Source organism: Streptomyces sp. NPDC052042 (assembly GCF_044548345.1).
Taxonomy (GTDB): Bacteria; Actinomycetota; Actinomycetes; order Streptomycetales; family Streptomycetaceae; genus Streptomyces.
Window position 1 is genome coordinate 136,552 of record NZ_JBIUBU010000005.1, and the last position, 17,377, is coordinate 153,928.

Consider the following 17,377-nt stretch of genomic DNA (forward strand, 5'->3'; position numbering starts at 1 on the left):
GCGGAGGGCCCGTGCGGCGGCGGGGGCCGCGTACCGGGACGGCGGCGGGCGCAGAGGCGTGACCGGGGCCGCTGTGACGGCTGCGGCGGCGGTCCCGGCAGGGGCCCTTCGTGGCGCCGTGCATGCACTTTCGAGAGCGGGGACTGGCCCCCGGCGGGCCGGTGCACCCCCGCGAGGCCGACCGGCCCGCCGCAAGCCCGTCGCGGACCCGTTGCGCCGTGATGAGCGCGAGCCCGGCGCCCGGCCCCGGGCGTCAGAATCCTGTCAATACGGCCCCCACCCCCACCCCCTGCCCCTTTTGTCGGGAAACGGCGGGGTAGCTTCGAGGTGGCTGCCGCAGCGGACGCAGTCGGGTTTCGAGAAGACAATGGGGCCATGGCACGCGGCAAACTTCGGATCTACCTGGGTGCGGCACCCGGCGTCGGCAAGACGTACGCGATGCTCTCCGAGGCCCACCGTCGCGTGGAGCGGGGCACCGACTGCGTCGTCGCCTTCGTGGAGCACCACGACCGCCCGCGCACCGAGGTGATGCTGCACGGTCTGGAACAGATCCGGCGCCGTGAGATCGAATACCGCTCCACCGTCTTCACCGAGATGGACGTCGACGCGGTCCTGGAGCGTGCCCCGGCCGTCGCCCTGGTGGACGAACTGGCGCACACCAATGTGCCGGGCTCCCGCAACGCCAAGCGCTGGCAGGACGTCGAGGAGCTGCTGAAGGCCGGGATCGAGGTGGTCTCCACCGTCAACATCCAGCACCTGGAGTCCCTCGGCGACGTCGTCGAGTCGATAACCGGGGTACGGCAGCGCGAGACCGTCCCCGACGAGGTCGTCCGGCGTGCCGACCAGATCGAACTGGTCGACATGTCGCCCCAGGCCCTGCGGCGCCGGATGGCCCACGGCAACATCTACAAGCCGGACCGGATCGACGCGTCCCTGTCCAACTACTTCCGCCCCGGCAATCTGACCGCCCTGCGTGAACTGGCCCTCCTCTGGGTCGCCGACCGGGTCGACGAGTACCTCCAGCAGTACCGCGGCGAGCACAACATCCGCACCACCTGGCAGGCCCGCGAGCGCATCGTCGTCGGACTCACCGGCGGCCCCGAGGGCCGCACGCTCATCCGCCGCGCTGCCCGGATGGCGGCGAAGGGCTCCGGCAGCGAGATCCTCGCCGTCTACATCGCCCGGAGCGACGGACTGACCTCCGCCTCGCCCAAGGAACTCACCGTCCAGCGCACCCTCGTCGAGGACCTCGGCGGTACCTTCCACCACGTCATCGGCGATGACATCCCGTCGGCGCTGCTCGAATTCGCCCGCGGGGTGAACGCCACGCAGATCGTCCTCGGCTCCAGCCGCCGCAAGGCCTGGCAGTACATCTACGGGCCAGGCGTCGGCGCCACCGTCGCCCGCGAGTCCGGCCCCGACCTCGACGTCCACATCGTCACCCACGAAGAGGTCGCCAAGGGCCGCGGACTGCCGATCGCCCGCGGCGCCCGGCTGGGCAGGGGCCGGAGCATCTGGGGCTGGCTGGTCGGGGTGGGCGGCCCGGCCCTGCTCACGCTGCTCCTGGTCGGGGTGGACAGCGGACCCGGCCTCGCCAACGACGTCCTGCTCTTCCTCTTCATGACGGTTCTCGCGGCCCTGATCGGCGGGCTGCTGCCCGCCCTGGCGTCGGCCGCTGTCGGCTCGCTGCTGCTGAACTACTGGTTCACGCCGCCCACCCACACCCTGACCGTGCAGGACCCGGAGAACTTCGTCGCCATCGTGATCTTCTTCGCGGTCGCGGTCTCGGTCGCCTCGGTCGTCGATCTTGCGGCCCGCCGCACCCATCAGGCGGCCCGGCTGCGCGCCGAGTCCGAGATCCTCTCCTTCCTGGCCGGCAGCGTGCTGCGGGGCGAGACCAGCCTGGACGCGCTCCTGGACCGGGTGCGCGAGACGTTCGGCATGGAATCCGTCGCCCTGCTGGAACGGCGCAGCGACGTCGATCCGTGGACCTGCGCCGGGAGTGTCGGGCCGGAGCCGGTGGCCCGGCCAGAGGACGCCGACGTGGACATGCCGGTCGGTGACCACATGGCGCTGGCGCTCTCCGGCCGGGTGCTGCCCGCCGAGGACCGCCGGGTGCTCGGCGCGTTCGCCGCCCAGGCCGCCGTCGTCCTGGAACGGCAGCGCCTGGTCGACGAGGCGGAAGAGGCCCGGCGGCTGGCTGAGGGGAACCGGATCCGGACGGCGCTCCTCGCCGCCGTGAGCCACGACCTGCGCACCCCGCTCGCCGCCATCAAGGCCGCCGTCAGCTCGCTGCGCTCCGACGACATCGCCTGGTCCCCGGAGGACGAGGCCGAGCTCCTGGAAGGCATCGAGAAGGGCGCCGACCGGCTCGACCAGCTCGTCGGCAACCTCCTTGACATGTCCCGGCTGCAGACCGGCACCGTCACCCCGCTGATCCGCGAGATCGACCTCGACGAGGTGGTTCCGATGGCGCTCGGTGGCGTCCCCGAGGGCAGCGTGGACCTGGACATCCCGGAGACCCTGCCGATGGTCGAGGTCGACCCCGGGCTGCTGGAGCGGGCCGTCGCCAACATCGTCGAGAACGCCGTCAAGTACAGCCCGGACGGAGAACGTGTCACCGTCGCCGCCAGCGCGCTCGGCGAACGCGTGGAACTTCGGGTGACCGACCGCGGTCCCGGTGTCCCCGACGACGCCAAGGACCGTATCTTCGAGCCGTTCCAGCGTTACGGTGACGCCCCGCGCGGTTCGGGCGTCGGGCTGGGCCTGGCCGTCGCCCGAGGGTTCGTCGAGTCCATGGGCGGCACACTGGGGGCTGAGGACACCCCCGGCGGGGGCCTCACCATGGTGCTGACCCTGAAGGCCACACCGGGACACGCCCAGGCCGCCCCCGGCCTGTCCGCGCGGGCCGTCCCGTGACCGTGTGGACCGCCCCGTGGTCTTCGCGGCGGTCACGCGGGACCGCCCGCACCGGAGAACGCCGCACAGCCGCACAGCAGAAAGGCAGGGCCCATGACCCGGGTGCTTGTGGTCGATGACGAGCCGCAGATCGTACGCGCCCTCGTGATCAACCTGAAGGCGCGCAAGTACGAGGTGGACGCCGCGCCCGACGGCGCCACCGCGCTCCAGCTCGCCGCCGCCCGCCACCCCGACGTCGTCGTCCTGGACCTCGGCCTGCCCGACATGGACGGCGTCGAGGTGATCAAGGGGCTGCGCGGCTGGACCCGGGTGCCGATCCTGGTGCTCTCCGCCCGCCACACCTCCGACGAGAAGGTCGAGGCACTGGACGCGGGCGCCGACGACTACGTGACCAAGCCCTTCGGCATGGACGAGCTGCTGGCCCGGCTGCGCGCCGCGGTACGCCGCGCCGAACCGGTCGGCGGGCAGGGCTCCGACGACGTCGTGATCGTCGAGACCGGGGAGTTCACCGTCGACCTGGCCGCGAAGAAGGTCCACCGCGCGGGCCGCGACGTGCGGCTCACCCCCACGGAGTGGCACCTCCTGGAGGTCCTGGTCCGCAACAGCGGCCGACTGGTCAGCCAGAAGCAGCTGCTCCAGGAGGTGTGGGGGCCCTCGTACGGCACCGAGACCAACTATCTGCGGGTCTATATGGCGCAGCTGCGGCGCAAGCTGGAGGCCGATCCCTCGCACCCCCGGCACTTCGTCACCGAACCGGGGATGGGCTACCGCTTCGAACGCGACTGAGCTGGCCGCACCCGCCGTGCGTGCCTCCGGACGGGTCCGCGGGAGGTGCCCCGGGGCGTGCTGGTCGGACGTACCGGTGGTCGTGCCGTCGGGACGTACCGGTGGACCGGCCGTCGCAGGGACGGACGTGCCCGCCGACGTGCGGGTGCGTGCCGTGGGGCGGCCCGCCCGGCCACCGTTTCGGTAAACCGTTCGAGTGAGACCGGACACCCACTCGGAGGACCGGGGACCGGTACCCTTCGGGTATGAGTGCTGTTCCTCGATTCGAGAGATCCGGCAAGCCCGGCAAGGCGGAGAAGCCTTCCGGCCGCTTCCGGCGGATGCTCGACCGACTGTCCAGCTCCCAGGAGGACCTGGAGTCCGAGGAGCTGCAGGAGGACTCACAGGCTTCGGGGTGCACGCGGATCTCCGACTGCACCGACCGACAGATAGTGAAGGTGACTGGTACCTTGCGGACCGTCACCCTGCGGCCACGCGCCGGAGTGCCCGCCCTGGAGGCCGAGCTGTTCGACGGCACCGCACCGCTTGATGTGGTCTGGCTGGGCCGGCGCTCCATCGTCGGCATCGAACCGGGTCGCAAGCTGATCGCCTCGGGCCGGATCGCCATGAGTCATGGACGCCGGGTGCTGTTCAACCCCAAATACGAACTCCGACCACTCGGCAAGGAGTAGCCGGTGACGTCTCTCGACAAGCCGACGTCCGACACGGACCGCACCACTCGCACCGACCCCCCGGAGGCCGAAGCGAAAGCGGTCACCGAGGCCGCGCTCTTCGAGGCCTTCGGCGGCGTCCGGGGGATGGTGGAGACAGTCCTTCCCGGGCTGCTCTTCGTCACGATCTTCACGATCAACAAGGACCTGCACGTCTCGGCCATCGCGGCCCTGGTGGTGTCGTTGGCCCTCGTCGCCGTTCGACTGGTCCTCAAGGACACCGTCAAGCACGCCTTCAGCGGGGTCTTCGGCGTCGGCTTCGGCGTGGTCTTCGCGATGATGACCGGCAATGCCAAGGACTTCTACCTGCCGGGCATGCTCTACACGCTCGGTCTGGCCCTCGCCTACCTGGTCACCGCCGTCGCCGGGGTGCCGCTGATCGGCCTGATCCTCGGCCCGGTCTTCAAGGAGAACCTCTCCTGGCGCACGAGGAACCCGGGCCGCAAGAAGGCGTACGTCAGGGCGAGTTACGCCTGGGGCCTGATCCTGCTCGCCAAGTGCGTGATCCTCTTCCCGCTGTACTGGTGGGCCGACACCACCCAGCTCGGCTGGGTCCTGGTCGCCCTGAAGATCCCGCCCTTCCTCCTCGCCGTCTACCTGACCTGGGTCTTCCTCGCCAAGGCGCCGCCGCCCATCGACGTCTTCGCCGAGATGGAGGCGGAGGAACGGGCCGAGGAGGCTCGCAAGGCGGAGGCCCACCGGGGGGCGGAGGCGGCCGCGGTGAGCCGCTCCCAGGAGTTCTGAAACCGCCGACCGCGTCGGCGGACCGAGGGCCCGGAACCGTGAGAAGAGGTTCCGGGCCCTCGGTGTCGGCCCTGTGCTGTGCCTTGCAGCGGCGGGCCGTGCGTCGTACGACCCCGGCAGGGCATACGTCGTCGTACGGCCCGGCACGGCATCAGTCCTCCGAGCCGCCCCGGCGAACCGACAGCAGGTCCTCCAACTGCTCCTCGCGGGCCTGCGCGGCCACGAACAGCAGCTCGTCACCGGCCTCCAACGTCTCCTCCACGCTCGGTGTCAGAACCCGCTGTCCGCGGATGATGGTGACCAGCGAGGTGTCCTCGGGCCAGGCCACATCGCCGACCTGGGTGCCGGCCAGCGCCGACTCCGGGGGCAGCGTCAGCTCGACCAGGTTGGCGTCGCCGTGGCTGAAGCGCAGAAGCCGGACGAGATCGCCGACGCTCACCGCCTCCTCGACCAGGGCCGACATCAGACGAGGCGTGGAGACCGCCACGTCGACGCCCCATGCCTCGTTGAACAGCCACTCGTTCTTGGGGTTGTTGACCCGGGCGACGACCCGCGGCACGCCGTACTCGGTCTTCGCGAGCAGGGAGACCACCAGGTTCACCTTGTCGTCGCCGGTCGCGGCGATCACGACACTGCAGCGCTGAAGGGCCGCCTCGTCGAGCGAGGTGATCTCGCAGGCGTCCGCCAGCAGCCACTCCGCCATCGGCACCCGCTCCACCGAGATGGCCGTGGGCGCCTTGTCGATGAGCAGGACCTCGTGCCCGTTCTCCAGCAGCTCGCCCGCGATGGAACGGCCCACCGCACCCGCACCGGCAATCGCGACACGCATCAGTGACCACCCTCCTCGGGCCCTTCGGCGAACGCCGCCTCGACCTGCGCGATCTCGTCCGTACGCATCATCACGTGGACCAGGTCGCCCTCCTGAAGCACCGTCTGAGAGTCGGGCAGGATGGCTTCGCCCAAACGGGTGAGGAATGCCACGCGGACGCCCGTCTCCTCCTGAAGCGTGCTGATCTTGTGGCCGATCCAGGACGGGGTGGTGTGCACCTCCGCGAGCTGCACACCACCGCTCGGATCGCGCCACAGGGGCTCGGCGCCCGACGGCAGCAAGCGCCGCAGCATCTGGTCCGCGGTCCAGCGCACGGTGGCGACCGTCGGAATGCCGAGACGCTGGTAGACCTCGGCGCGCCGGGGATCGTAGATCCGCGCCGCGACGTTCTCGATGCCGAACGTCTCGCGGGCCACCCGGGCGGCGATGATGTTCGAGTTGTCACCGCTGCTCACCGCGGCGAACGCGCCGGCTTCCTCGATCCCGGCCTCACGGAGGGTGTCCTGATCGAAGCCCACACCGGTGACGCGCCGTCCGCCGAAGCCCGATCCGAGGCGCCGGAACGCCGTGGGGTCCTGATCGACGACGGCGACCGTGTGCCCCTGCTGCTCCAGGGTCTGCGCGAGAGCGGCTCCCACTCGCCCGCAGCCCATGATGACAATGTGCACCTTGTGCCTACCTCGCAGTCCTGATCATCCGGCTGACCTGCGAAAACACCCTGCTCACACTTCTTCCTCAGCTTGCCGGGCAAAACAACGGGGCAACGGTCCGTCCCGTTGCCCAGGATGAGCTTATGCGGCGGGGGGCGCGACGCCTCATCCGACCGTGCTTTCGCCGCGCCCTCGGCAGAGCTGAGAAGAACCCCCGGTTTCGGTCGGTCCCGCCTGCCGGAGAAGCGACTCGTTCCGGCCACGGTTGCGCACCGTCCGGCTCCGCCGCGTCCGCCGTACTCCCGCCGCGTTCCGCCGTGTATTCCGGGTGTGTGTGGCCGACGTGGTGCAGCACCCTTGAGTTCCAGCGATACAGACATCTAACATTTCAGTTCATGGAGACCTTGCCGACCCTGCGTCCTGTCCGACGAACCCTGCTGCGGGACTCGGCGTACGAGTTGATCCGGGACGCCATCGTCCGTGGCGAGATCCCGCCCGGCGCCCCCGTCCGCGACGCCGATCTGGCCGAACGGCTCGGACTGTCCCGGGCCCCGGTCCGCGAGGCGCTGTCCCGGCTCACCGGCGAGGGGCTCGTCGAGTCCAAGCCGCAGAGCTACACCCGGGTGACCCGTCTGGTCCCGCGCGACGTCCGGGACGCGGCAGCCGTCGTCCGGGCCATGCACGAGCTGGCCGCCCGGACGGCCGTGCCCCGCCTCGCGGACGCGGATCTCACTGCCATGCGTGAGGCGAACGACGAGTTCCGGGACGCGGCCCGCCGGGGCGACGTGGCGGACGCGCTGCGCGCCGACGACCGGCTCCACGACGTCCTTGTCACCGCCTGCGCGAACCGTGCGGTGGCCGCCACCGTGGAGCGGTACACCCCGCTGATCCGGCGGTTGGAGTGGCGGCAGTTCGGCACCGCGAGCGCGGCGCACGGGTCGGCGGAACTGCACGACCGGCTGATCGACGCGTGCGCGGCGCGCGACGCCGACGCGGCGGCCCGGATCACCGCCGAGATCTGGCGGGCGCTCGAACAGCTCGCCGACGACCCGCCCGGCGAGCCCGCCCACGATGCGTCCGGCGCAGGCGAGGCCGACCCGTCCGTCCGGCCGCCCGGAGGACGCCCGGGGTGAGGCTGTCCCGGGCTCCTCGGCGCGCGTACGACTGCTGAGGAGCACCTCGCCGCGTCAGGGAGCCCGATGACATCCGGTACTCCGATGGCCCCCGGTACTCCGACGACACACGGCACCCGAATGAGATCCGGTGCTCCGATGACATTCGGCATCCGGGCGCCCCTCCGCCTCGCGGCGCACCGCACCGTGCCGCTCCGCCGATCCACCGGTGATGACAGCACGGCCCCGGGCCGCGGCTCCGGACCGGCCGCACCGAAGCCCCCGGCACCCGCCACGCGCACCGCACCTCACCGACTCGCACGCACCTCACCGCACCCCCACGCACCGCACCGCACCGCGCCACCGGCCACACGGCCGCAGGTTCCGCACCGGGTCCATCCCCGACCTCCGTCCCCAACGAGCCGATTCCGTACCTGCCCGAGGGAGCCCCTGATGTCCGCAGCCCACATCTCCTCGTACACCCGCCACCCCCTCCTCTTCGGACCCTCGCCCGTCCACCGCCTCGACCGCCTCACCGGCCATCTCGGTGGCGCCGACGTCTGGGCCAAACGGGAGGACTGCAACTCGGGTATCGCCTACGGAGGCAACAAGACCCGCAAGCTCGAATACCTCGTCGCGGACGCGCTCGCGAAGGGGTGCGACACCCTCGTCTCCATCGGCGGCGTCCAGTCCAACCACACCCGCCAGGTCGCGGCGGTCGCCGCCCGCACCGGGCTCCGGTGCGTACTCGTCCAGGAGAGCTGGGTCGACTGGCCCGACGCGGTCTACGACAAGGTCGGCAACATTCTGATCAGCCGCCTGGCCGGAGCCGATGTGCGCCTGGTGCGCGCCGGATTCGGCATTGGCGTCAAGGACAGCTGGGAACAGGCGCTGCGGGAGGTCGAGGCGGCTGGTGGCAGGCCGTACGCCATCCCTGCCGGAGCATCCGACCATCCGCTCGGTGGGCTCGGCTTCGCGAACTGGGCGTACGAGGTCGCCGAGCAGGAGCGCGCGCTCGGCGTCTTCTTCGACACGGTGGTCGTCTGCTCGGTGACCGGCTCCACCCAGGCCGGCATGGTCGCGGGCTTCGCCGCCCTCGAAGAGGCCGGCGGCCGGCCGCGCCGTGTCCTGGGCATCGACGCCTCCGCCGAACCGGACCGCACCCGCGAGCAGATCGCCCGGATCGCGGCGGACACCGCACGGCTCATCGGGGTGCGCCGCGAACTGACCGCGGACGACATCGAACTGGATGTGCGCTACCACGCGGGCACCTACGGTATTCCCGACGATGCCACACTCGATGCGATGCGGATCGCCGCCCGCACCGACGGAATGATCACCGATCCCGTCTACGAGGGGAAATCGATGGCCGGAACGATCGATCTCGTATCCCGCGGCGAAATCCCCCGGGATTCCACCGTTCTTTATGCGCACCTCGGCGGCCAGCCCGCGCTCAACGGCTACAGTGCCTTGTTCCCGGCCGGCTGAGTGCAAGGATTTCGTTAAGAATTTCGTGGCGGATTCGGCTGGGCGCAGGGAAATGGCGGGCCGAGGCCCGGACAGGCCTGCGGCTTCCATACGAAACGCCTACGATCCTCTGCGTGTCCAAACTGACCGACTTGCCCAAACGGATTCTGATCGGGCGGGCGCTGCGCAGTGACAGGCTGGGAGAGACGCTCCTTCCCAAGCGCATCGCACTTCCCGTCTTCGCATCCGACCCGCTGTCCTCGGTGGCGTACGCACCCGGTGAAGTCCTCCTGGTGCTGTCCATCGCGGGCGTGTCGGCCTACCACTTCAGCCCCTGGATCGCGCTCGCCGTCGTCGTCCTGATGTTCACGGTCGTGGCGTCGTACCGGCAGAACGTGCACGCCTATCCGAGCGGTGGTGGCGACTACGAAGTCGCCACCACCAACCTCGGGCCCAAGGCGGGGCTCACCGTGGCCAGCGCCCTGCTCGTCGACTACGTGCTGACCGTCGCCGTGTCGATCGCCTCCGGGGTGGAGAACCTCGGATCCGCTGTCCCGTTCATCGTCGAGCACAAGACGGCGGCCGCTATCGCGGCCATCGTGCTGCTCACGCTGATGAACCTGCGCGGTGTCAGGGAATCGGGCAAGCTCTTCGCCATTCCCACGTACCTCTTCGTGGCGGGCGTCTTCATCATGATCATCTGGGGCGCGTTCCGGGGACTGGTCCTCGGCGACACCATGCACGCCCCGACGTCCGGCTTCGAGATCAAGGCCGAGCACCAAGGACTGGCCGGTTTCGCGCTGGTCTTCCTGCTGCTGCGGGCGTTCTCCTCCGGCTGTGCCGCGCTCACCGGTGTCGAGGCGATCAGCAACGGCGTGCCCGCCTTCCGCAAGCCGAAGAGCAAGAACGCGGCGACGACCCTCGCGATGATGGGCCTGCTGGCCGTCACCATGTTCTGCGGCATCATCGCCCTGGCCATGGCCACCGATGTGAAGATGGCGCAGAACCCGGCCACGGACCTCCTCCACAACGGCACTCCGGTCGGCCCCGACTTCGTCCAGGACCCGGTGATCTCGCAGGTCGCGGCGGCGGTCTTCGGCGACGGCACGTTCTTCTTCATCATCCTCGCGGCGGCCACCGCCCTCGTGCTCTTCCTGGCCGCCAACACCGCGTTCAACGGCTTCCCGGTGCTCGGCTCGATCCTGGCCCAGGACCGCTACCTGCCCCGCCAGCTCCACACCCGCGGCGACCGGCTCGCCTTCTCCAACGGCATCGTGCTGCTCGCGGGCGCGGCGATCCTGCTGGTCTGGGTCTACGGAGCGGACTCGACCCGGCTGATCCAGCTCTACATCGTCGGCGTCTTCGTCTCCTTCACGCTCAGCCAGATCGGCATGGTCAGGCACTGGAACCGCCACCTGGCGACGGAGAGGGACCAGGCCAAGCGCCGCCACATGGTGCGCTCCCGTGCGATCAACACCTTCGGCGCCTTCCTGACCGGCACGGTGCTCGTCGTCGTGCTCGCCACCAAGTTCGTCCACGGCGCCTGGGTCGCGCTGCTCGGCATGGTGATCTTCTTCGCGACGATGACCGCCATCCGCAAGCACTACGACCGAGTCGCCGAGGAGATCGCGGCCGACGAGACCGCGGCGGACGAGAGGGTGAGGCCCTCCCGCGTCCACTCGATCGTCCTGGTCTCCAAACTCCACCGGCCCACCCTGCGCGCCCTCGCCTACGCCAAGCTGATCCGCTCGGCCACGTTGGAGGCGGTCTCCATCAGCGTCGACGCGGCCGAGACCAAGGCGCTCAAGGACGACTGGGAACGGCGCGGCATCGATATCCCGCTGAAGATCCTCGACTCCCCGTACCGCGAGGTGACGCGCCCGGTCATCGACTACGTGAAGAACCTGCGCCGGGAGAGCCCGCGCGACGTGGTCAGCGTGTACATCCCCGAGTATGTGGTCGGCCACTGGTACGAGCACCTCCTGCACAACCAGAGCGCTCTGCGCCTCAAGGGGCGGCTGCTGTTCACCCCGGGCGTGATGGTGACGTCGGTGCCGTACCAGCTGGAGTCCTCCGAGGCGGCGAAGCTGCGGGCCAGGAAGCGCGCCGAGTGGAGCGCGCCGGGCTCCGTGCGCCGCGGACCCGTGGAACGCAGGCCCAAGGAACCCGCGAACAAGCCCTGACCGGAGCCGGTGCCGCCCGCTCCCGGTCGGCACCGGCACGCGTCGGCCTGCCCGGCCCGCTCGTGGTGAACGGCCGGACGACGACCCACGTAGAATCGTGGGTCGTCGTCCGGCCAACCCGTGTCGTTGCCCGGCTGTCCCCCGAGACCTGGAGCCACCCCCTCATGCAGAACGAACCCACGTCGTCGCTGGTCGGGGAGGAGTACGAGGTCGAGGTCGGGCCCGTCGCACACGGCGGCCACTGCATCGCCCGCACCGCTGAGGGCCGGGTCCTCTTCGTACGCCACACGCTCCCCGGCGAGAGGGTCGTCGCCCGGGTCACCGAGGGCGCGAGCGACTCCCGCTTCCTGCGCGCCGATGCCGTACGCATCCTCGAACCGTCCAAGGACCGCGTCGAGGCCCCGTGCCCGTACGCGGGCCCCGGAAAGTGCGGAGGCTGCGACTGGCAGCACGCCAAGCCCGGTGCCCAGCGCAGGTTCAAGGGCGAGGTGATCGCCGAACAGCTCCGGCGCCTGGCCGGCCTCACCCCGGAGGAGGCGGGCTGGGACGGCACCGTCATTCCGGCCGAGGGCGACAAGCTCCCGCCGGGCGAGGTGCCGGCCTGGCGCACCCGCGTCCAGTACGCCATCGACGAAGACGGCCGCGTCGGTCTGCGCAAGCACCGCTCGCACGACGTGCAGCCCGTCGAGCGCTGCCTGATCGCGGCCCCCGGCGTCACCGAACTCGGCATCGAGAAGCGGGAATGGTCCGGCATGGCCTCGGTGGAGGCCATCGCCGCCACCGGCTCCCACGACCGTCAGGTCATCCTCACCCCGAGGCCCGGCGCCCGACTGCCGCTCGTCGCACTCGACAAGCCCGTCTCGGTGATGCGCGTCGACGAACGCGATGGCGGCGTCCACCGCGTGCACGGTCGCGCCTTCGTCCGCGAACGCGCCGACGACCGCACCTACCGCGTCGGCTCCGGCGGCTTCTGGCAGGTGCACCCCCAGGCCGCCGACACGCTCGTCCGCGCCGTCATGCAGGGCCTGCTGCCCCGCAAGGGCGACACCGCCCTCGACCTGTACTGCGGCGTCGGCCTGTTCGCCGGCGCCCTCGGCCAGCGCGTCGGCGAGAAGGGCGCGGTCCTCGGCATCGAGTCCGGCAAGCGCGCCGTCGAGGACGCCCGGCACAACCTCAAGGACCTGGACCGGGTTCGCATCGAGCACGGCAAGGTCGACCAGGTCCTCCCGCGCACCGGCATCACCGAGACCGATCTCATCGTCCTGGACCCGCCCAGGGCCGGCGCCGGCAAGCAGACGGTCGCCCGCCTCACCACCCTCGGCGCCCGCCGCATCGCCTACGTGGCCTGCGACCCGGCCGCCCTCGCCCGCGACTTGGCGTACTTCCGCGAGGGGGGTTACCGGGTGCGGACGCTGCGGGCGTTCGACCTGTTTCCGATGACGCACCATGTGGAGTGCGTCGCGATCCTTGAACCGGCCGCGAAGGGTTCCTGACCTGCGGTTTCGGGCGTGCGCATGATGTGCGGTGTGGGCGTTGCGGGCGATATCCTGACGCTGAAATGGTGCTCGTGACGCTCATTTGGCGCTCGTCCTGATGGGGTGTCAGGTAAACTGTTGGGCAGGTCAGGTCCTGTCGTGACGAGAGTTGATGGGGTGCCACCGAGAACGCGGCCCGCACCGTCCAACCCATGGGGGACGCCCTCGACCGGCTGGTGGCGCGTGCCGCCGACCCCGAGGTGACCGGCTCGCCACGCGGCCCTGCGGCACGCCGTGATCAATCGCAAGGGCAGCCATCCGATCCTGGACTATCCTGCCGGGCTCGCCTATCACCTCATGGGCTTCGACATCCCGGCCTTCACACCCATCTTCGTGATGAGCCGCATCACGGGCAGTGCCGCCGCCTCGTCCACGGCGACCGGATTGGCCGGCGTCTGGCTGGCCACCTGGCGTCCAGATCGCTGGGCACTCGCACGGCCGGCTCCACGGAGTTGAGGCCGATCACCTGCGCGCCCGCTCCAGCAGGGCCTCTTGGGACACCCGGCCGCCCAGCACGGTCACGTTCTGGGCCGTTTTGATCCACGTCGAGCCGCCGATCCCGCGCAGTGAGAGCCGCAGGTGTCGTGCGGCCTCTCGGTGAAGCGGTGACGGTCACGGCCCTTGAGGAAGATCTCGCCATGCTTGAGCAGCACGCACGAGCCCTGCGGGCCGGACGCCGTGCGCGCGGCGGGCACGCTGGGTTCGCCGGACTTGTCAACCTCTCAGAAGTCCCAGTCGTCGTCGGCGGTGTCCTCCGCTTTGCCCATGACGTACGACGATCCGGAGCCGGAGAAGAAGTCGTGGTTTTCGTCCGCACCCGGTGAAAGGGCGGCCAGGATCTCCGGGTTCACCTCGGTCTCCTCCGCGCCGAAGCGGGCCGGGTAGCCGAGGTTCATCAGCGCCTTGTTGGCGTTGTACCGGACGAAGACGGCCACGTCGTCCATCAGCCCGAGCGGCTCGTACAGTTCACCCGAGTACTGGAGCTCCAACTGGTACAGCTCCTCCAGCAGATCGTATGTGAACGCCCGCATCTCCTCCTGCCCGGCGGAGTCGAGCTTCTCCAGGCCGCGCTGGTACTTGTAGCCGGAGTAGTAGCCGTGCACCGCCTTGTCGCGCAGGATCAGCCGGATCATGTCGGCCGTGTTGGTGAGCAGGGCGTGCGTGGAGAAGTGCAGCGGGAGGTAGAAGCCCGCGTACAGCAGCAGCGACGACAGGAGCGTGGAGGCGACCTTCCGCTTGAGCGGGTCGTCGCCGTAGTAGTACTTCAGGACCGTCTTGCAGCGCTGCTGGAGAACGTCGTTGCCGACGGCCCAGCGGTATGCGTCGTCGATCTCCGGGGTGTTGGAGAGGGTGGAGAAGACGGAGGAGTAGCTACGGGCGTGCACGGCCTGCATGAAGGCGATGTTGGTGTAGACGGCCTCTTCGTGCTCGGTGCGGGCGTCCTGGATCTGGACGATCTCACCGACCGTGGCCTGCACGGTGTCGAGCATGGTCAGGCCGGTGAACACGCGCATGGTGAGCGTGCGTTCCTCGACGGTGAGCCGCTGCTGCCAGGCGTTCACGTCGTTGGAGAGCGGTACCTTCTCGGGCAGCCAGAAGTTGGCCGTGAGCCGGTTCCACACCTCCAGGTCCTTCTCGTCGGTGACGCGGTTCCAGTTGACCGGTCGCAGCCGGGCGGCCGGGTCGTGGCGGTAGGAGGGCGGCGTGACCGACAGCTCGGTCAGCGGGGCGGGAGTCGTGGTCATGGTGCGTGCTTCCAGGAAGTCGGTAGGGGGCGGCGTCACAAGGTGCAGGACAGGCAGTTCTCGATCTCGGTGCCTTCCAGGGCCTCCTGACGCAGCCGGATGTAGTAGAGGGTCTTGATGCCCTTGCGCCAGGCATGGATCTGCGCCTTGTTCAGGTCGCGCGTGGTGGCCGTGTCCCGGAAGAAGAGGGTGCAGCTCAGGCCCTGGTCGACGTGCTGGGTGGCCGCCGCGTAGGTGTCGATGATCTTCTCGTAGCCGATCTCGTACGCGTCCCGGAAATACTCCAGGTTGTCGTTGTCCATGTGCGGCGCCGGGTAGTAGACGCGGCCGAGCTTGCCCTCCTTGCGGATCTCCACCTTCGAGGCGATCGGGTGGATGGAGGCGGTCGAGTCGTTGATGTAGCTGATGGAGCCGGTCGGCGGCACGGCCTGGAGATACTGGTTGTAGATGCCGTGCTCCCGCACGGACTCCTTCAGCTCGCGCCAGTCGGCCTGCGTGGGCAGGGTGATCCCCGTATCGGCGAACAGAGCCCGGACCCGCTCGGTGGCCGGCTCCCACACCCGCTCGGTGTACTTGTCGAAGTAGGAGCCGTCGGCGTACGCGGTCTTCTCGAAGCCGTCGAAGGCGGTGCCGCGCTCGATCGCGATGCGGTTGGAGGCGCGCAGGGCATGGAAGGCGACCGCGTAGAAGTACATGTTGGTGAAGTCCACCCCTTCCTCGCTGCCGTAGTGGATGTGCTTGGAGGCGAGGTAGCCGTGCAGGTTCATCTGGCCGAGGCCGATGGAGTGGGAGAGGTCGTTGCCGTGCGCCACGGACGGCACGGCGTCGATGTTCGACTGGTCGGAGACGGAGGTCAGGCCGCGCACAGCGGTCTCGATGGTCGCGCCGAGGTCGGGGGAGGCCATCGCGGCGGCGATGTTGAGCGAGCCCAGGTTGCAGGAGATGTCCTTGCCGACCGTCTCGTAGCCGAGCGAGGCGTCGTACGTGCTCGGTGTGTTGACCTGAAGGATCTCCGAGCACAGGTTGGACATGTTGATCCAGCCCGGGATCGGATTGGCCCGGTTCACCGTGTCCTCGAAGAGCAGGTAGGGGTAGCCGGACTCGAACTGGAGCTCCGCGATCGTCTTGAAGAACTCACGTGCGCTGAGGGTGGTCTTGCGGATGCGCGGGTTGGCGACCATCTCGTCGTAGTGCTCGCTCACGGACAGGTCGGCCAGCGGCTTGCCGTACTCGCGCTCGACGTCGTACGGCGAGAACAGGTGCATGTCCTCGTTGCGCTTGGCCAGTTCGAAGGTGATGTCCGGGACGACCACGCCGAGCGAGAGCGTCTTGATGCGGATCTTCTCGTCCGCGTTCTCCCGCTTGGTGTCCAGGAACCGCATGATGTCAGGGTGATGGGCGTGCAGGTACACCGCGCCCGCGCCCTGGCGCGCGCCGAGCTGGTTGGCGTAGGAGAAGGAGTCCTCCAGCAGCTTCATCACGGGCACGACGCCGGACGACTGGTTCTCGATCTTCTTGATCGGGGCGCCCTGTTCCCGCAGGTTCGTCAGGAGCAGCGCCACTCCGCCGCCCCGCTTGGACAGCTGCAGCGCGGAGTTGATGCCGCGTCCGATGGACTCCAGGTTGTCCTCGACACGGAGGAGGAAGCAGGAGACCAGCTCGCCGCGCTGGGCCTTGCCCGCGTTGAGGAAGGTGGGGGTGGCGGGCTGGAAGCGGCCGGTCATCATCTCGTCGACCAGGCGGGAGGCGAGCGTCTCGTCGCCGGCGCCGAGGAACAGGGCGGTGGCGACGACCCGGTCCTCGTACCGTTCCAGGTGGCGGGAGCCGTCGAAGCTCTTCAGCGTGTACGAGGTGTAGTACTTGAACGCGCCCAGGAAGGTGCGGAAGCGGTGTTCGTGGGCGTACGCCTGTGCGTAGAGGCCCTCCAGGAACTCCCACCGGTAGCGCCGGATTGACGCCTCCTCGTAGTAGTCGTGTCCGATGAGATAGTCGATCTTCTCCTTCAGCGATCCGAACTCCACCGTGTTCGGGTTCACGTGCTGGAGGAAGTACTGCCGGACGGCCTCGCGGTCCTTGTCGAACTGGATGCGGCCGTCGCAGTCGTACATGTTCAGCATGGCGTTCAGCGCGTGGTAGTCCTTGCGCGTGCCGACCGACTCGCGCTGGTCCGCGGGGACCGTGATCGCCGTGGTGAGGGTGTTCATGCTGCCTGTCGCTCCGCCGTCCGACTGGTTGACGAGTGTCGTGTCCAAAATTCCTGCAGCCCTTCCCTCACGGCGCGGACGTCGCGGTCCGTGCCGAGCAGTTCGAATCGGTACAGCTCCGGGACCTGGCACTTCGCCGAGATGACCCGGCCGGCCAGGCAGTACTCGGCGCCGAAGTTGGCGTTGCCGGAGGCGATGACTCCGCGCAGCAGTGCGCGGTTGGCCTCGATGTTCAGAAAGCGGATCACCTGTTTGGGGACCGCGCCGGCGCGTTCGCCGCCGCCGTAGGTCGGCGTGATCAGCACATACGGCCCGTCCACCCGCGGCATGCCCTCATGGCGTGGGTGCAGGGGGATGCGCGTGGCCGGCAGGCCCAGCTTCTCCACGAAGCGCCTGGTGTTCTCCGAGACGCTGGAGAAATACACGAGACCGCTCATCGGCCGCCGCCTCCTCTCGCTCGCTCCCGTCATCGCCCGAGGACCGGGAGGGGAGG

The 17,377-nt window shown here is 69.5% G+C and carries 13 protein-coding genes and 1 pseudogene; 9 read left to right on the top strand and 5 right to left on the bottom strand.

Annotation, left to right across the window (positions count from 1 at the left end):
* Positions 1-375: 375 nt before the first annotated feature.
* The 4 genes from ACIHCL_RS11825 (at position 376) to ACIHCL_RS11840 (ending at position 5,159) form a co-directional block, all read left to right on the top strand.
* Positions 376-2,919 carry an ATP-binding protein gene (locus ACIHCL_RS11825; RefSeq protein WP_399860087.1) on the top strand — a complete coding sequence of 848 codons (2,544 nt, stop codon included), beginning with the start codon at positions 376-378 and terminating at the stop codon, positions 2,917-2,919.
* 93 nt (positions 2,920-3,012) lie between these two features.
* On the top strand, positions 3,013-3,705 hold the full coding sequence (locus ACIHCL_RS11830; RefSeq protein ID WP_399860089.1) for a response regulator: 693 nt from the start codon (positions 3,013-3,015) through the stop codon (positions 3,703-3,705).
* A gap of 245 nt (positions 3,706-3,950) precedes the next feature.
* A complete protein-coding gene (locus ACIHCL_RS11835) occupies positions 3,951-4,376 on the top strand; it encodes an OB-fold nucleic acid binding domain-containing protein (protein WP_399860091.1) in 426 nt (141 codons plus the stop codon).
* Positions 4,377-4,379: 3 nt separating this feature from the next.
* Positions 4,380-5,159: a DUF3159 domain-containing protein gene (locus ACIHCL_RS11840; protein ID WP_399860093.1), complete on the top strand. Its 780-nt coding sequence runs from the start codon at positions 4,380-4,382 to the stop codon at positions 5,157-5,159.
* A 151-nt stretch (positions 5,160-5,310) separates the two neighbouring features.
* Here ACIHCL_RS11840 and ACIHCL_RS11845 read toward each other — a convergent pair whose 3' ends face one another.
* Together ACIHCL_RS11845 and ACIHCL_RS11850 are read right to left on the bottom strand one after the other, a co-directional pair.
* Entirely contained in the window at positions 5,311-5,988 is a 678-nt protein-coding gene (locus ACIHCL_RS11845) for a potassium channel family protein (RefSeq protein WP_399860095.1), read from the bottom strand.
* Positions 5,988-6,656, bottom strand: a complete 669-nt coding sequence (locus ACIHCL_RS11850; protein ID WP_399860097.1) for a potassium channel family protein — start codon at positions 6,654-6,656, stop codon at positions 5,988-5,990. The genes ACIHCL_RS11845 and ACIHCL_RS11850 overlap by 1 nt, the downstream gene beginning before the upstream one ends.
* A gap of 386 nt (positions 6,657-7,042) precedes the next feature.
* Between ACIHCL_RS11850 and ACIHCL_RS11855 the strand changes: the two genes are divergently transcribed.
* The 5 genes and pseudogenes from ACIHCL_RS11855 to ACIHCL_RS11875 form a co-directional block, all read left to right on the top strand.
* Positions 7,043-7,771, top strand: coding sequence for a GntR family transcriptional regulator (locus ACIHCL_RS11855; protein WP_399860552.1), 729 nt, complete (start codon positions 7,043-7,045; stop codon positions 7,769-7,771).
* Positions 7,772-8,203: 432 nt separating this feature from the next.
* Positions 8,204-9,238: a 1-aminocyclopropane-1-carboxylate deaminase gene (locus ACIHCL_RS11860; RefSeq protein WP_399860100.1), complete on the top strand. Its 1,035-nt coding sequence runs from the start codon at positions 8,204-8,206 to the stop codon at positions 9,236-9,238.
* Positions 9,239-9,351: 113 nt separating this feature from the next.
* Positions 9,352-11,400, top strand: coding sequence for an APC family permease (locus tag ACIHCL_RS11865; protein WP_399860102.1), 2,049 nt, complete (start codon positions 9,352-9,354; stop codon positions 11,398-11,400).
* Between the two features lie 164 nt (positions 11,401-11,564).
* Positions 11,565-12,893 (top strand): class I SAM-dependent RNA methyltransferase, encoded by a 1,329-nt coding sequence (locus tag ACIHCL_RS11870; RefSeq protein WP_399860104.1) that lies wholly within the window; start codon positions 11,565-11,567, stop codon positions 12,891-12,893.
* Between the two features lie 194 nt (positions 12,894-13,087).
* Positions 13,088-13,298: pseudogene (locus ACIHCL_RS11875) on the top strand (citrate/2-methylcitrate synthase); the annotation flags it as partial.
* Positions 13,299-13,657: 359 nt separating this feature from the next.
* Here the strand turns inward: ACIHCL_RS11875 and nrdF are convergent.
* Genes nrdF through nrdI form a run of 3 tightly spaced genes read right to left on the bottom strand, consistent with a single transcriptional unit; the run spans position 13,658 to position 17,321 of the window.
* Entirely contained in the window at positions 13,658-14,680 is a 1,023-nt protein-coding gene (gene nrdF / locus ACIHCL_RS11880) for a class 1b ribonucleoside-diphosphate reductase subunit beta (RefSeq protein ID WP_399860107.1), read from the bottom strand.
* 35 nt (positions 14,681-14,715) lie between these two features.
* Positions 14,716-16,884, bottom strand: coding sequence for a class 1b ribonucleoside-diphosphate reductase subunit alpha (nrdE, locus tag ACIHCL_RS11885; protein WP_399860110.1), 2,169 nt, complete (start codon positions 16,882-16,884; stop codon positions 14,716-14,718).
* Positions 16,881-17,321 (bottom strand): class Ib ribonucleoside-diphosphate reductase assembly flavoprotein NrdI, encoded by a 441-nt coding sequence (gene nrdI, locus ACIHCL_RS11890; protein WP_399860112.1) that lies wholly within the window; start codon positions 17,319-17,321, stop codon positions 16,881-16,883. Before nrdI ends, nrdE begins: the two co-directional genes overlap by 4 nt.
* Positions 17,322-17,377 lie beyond the last annotated feature (56 nt).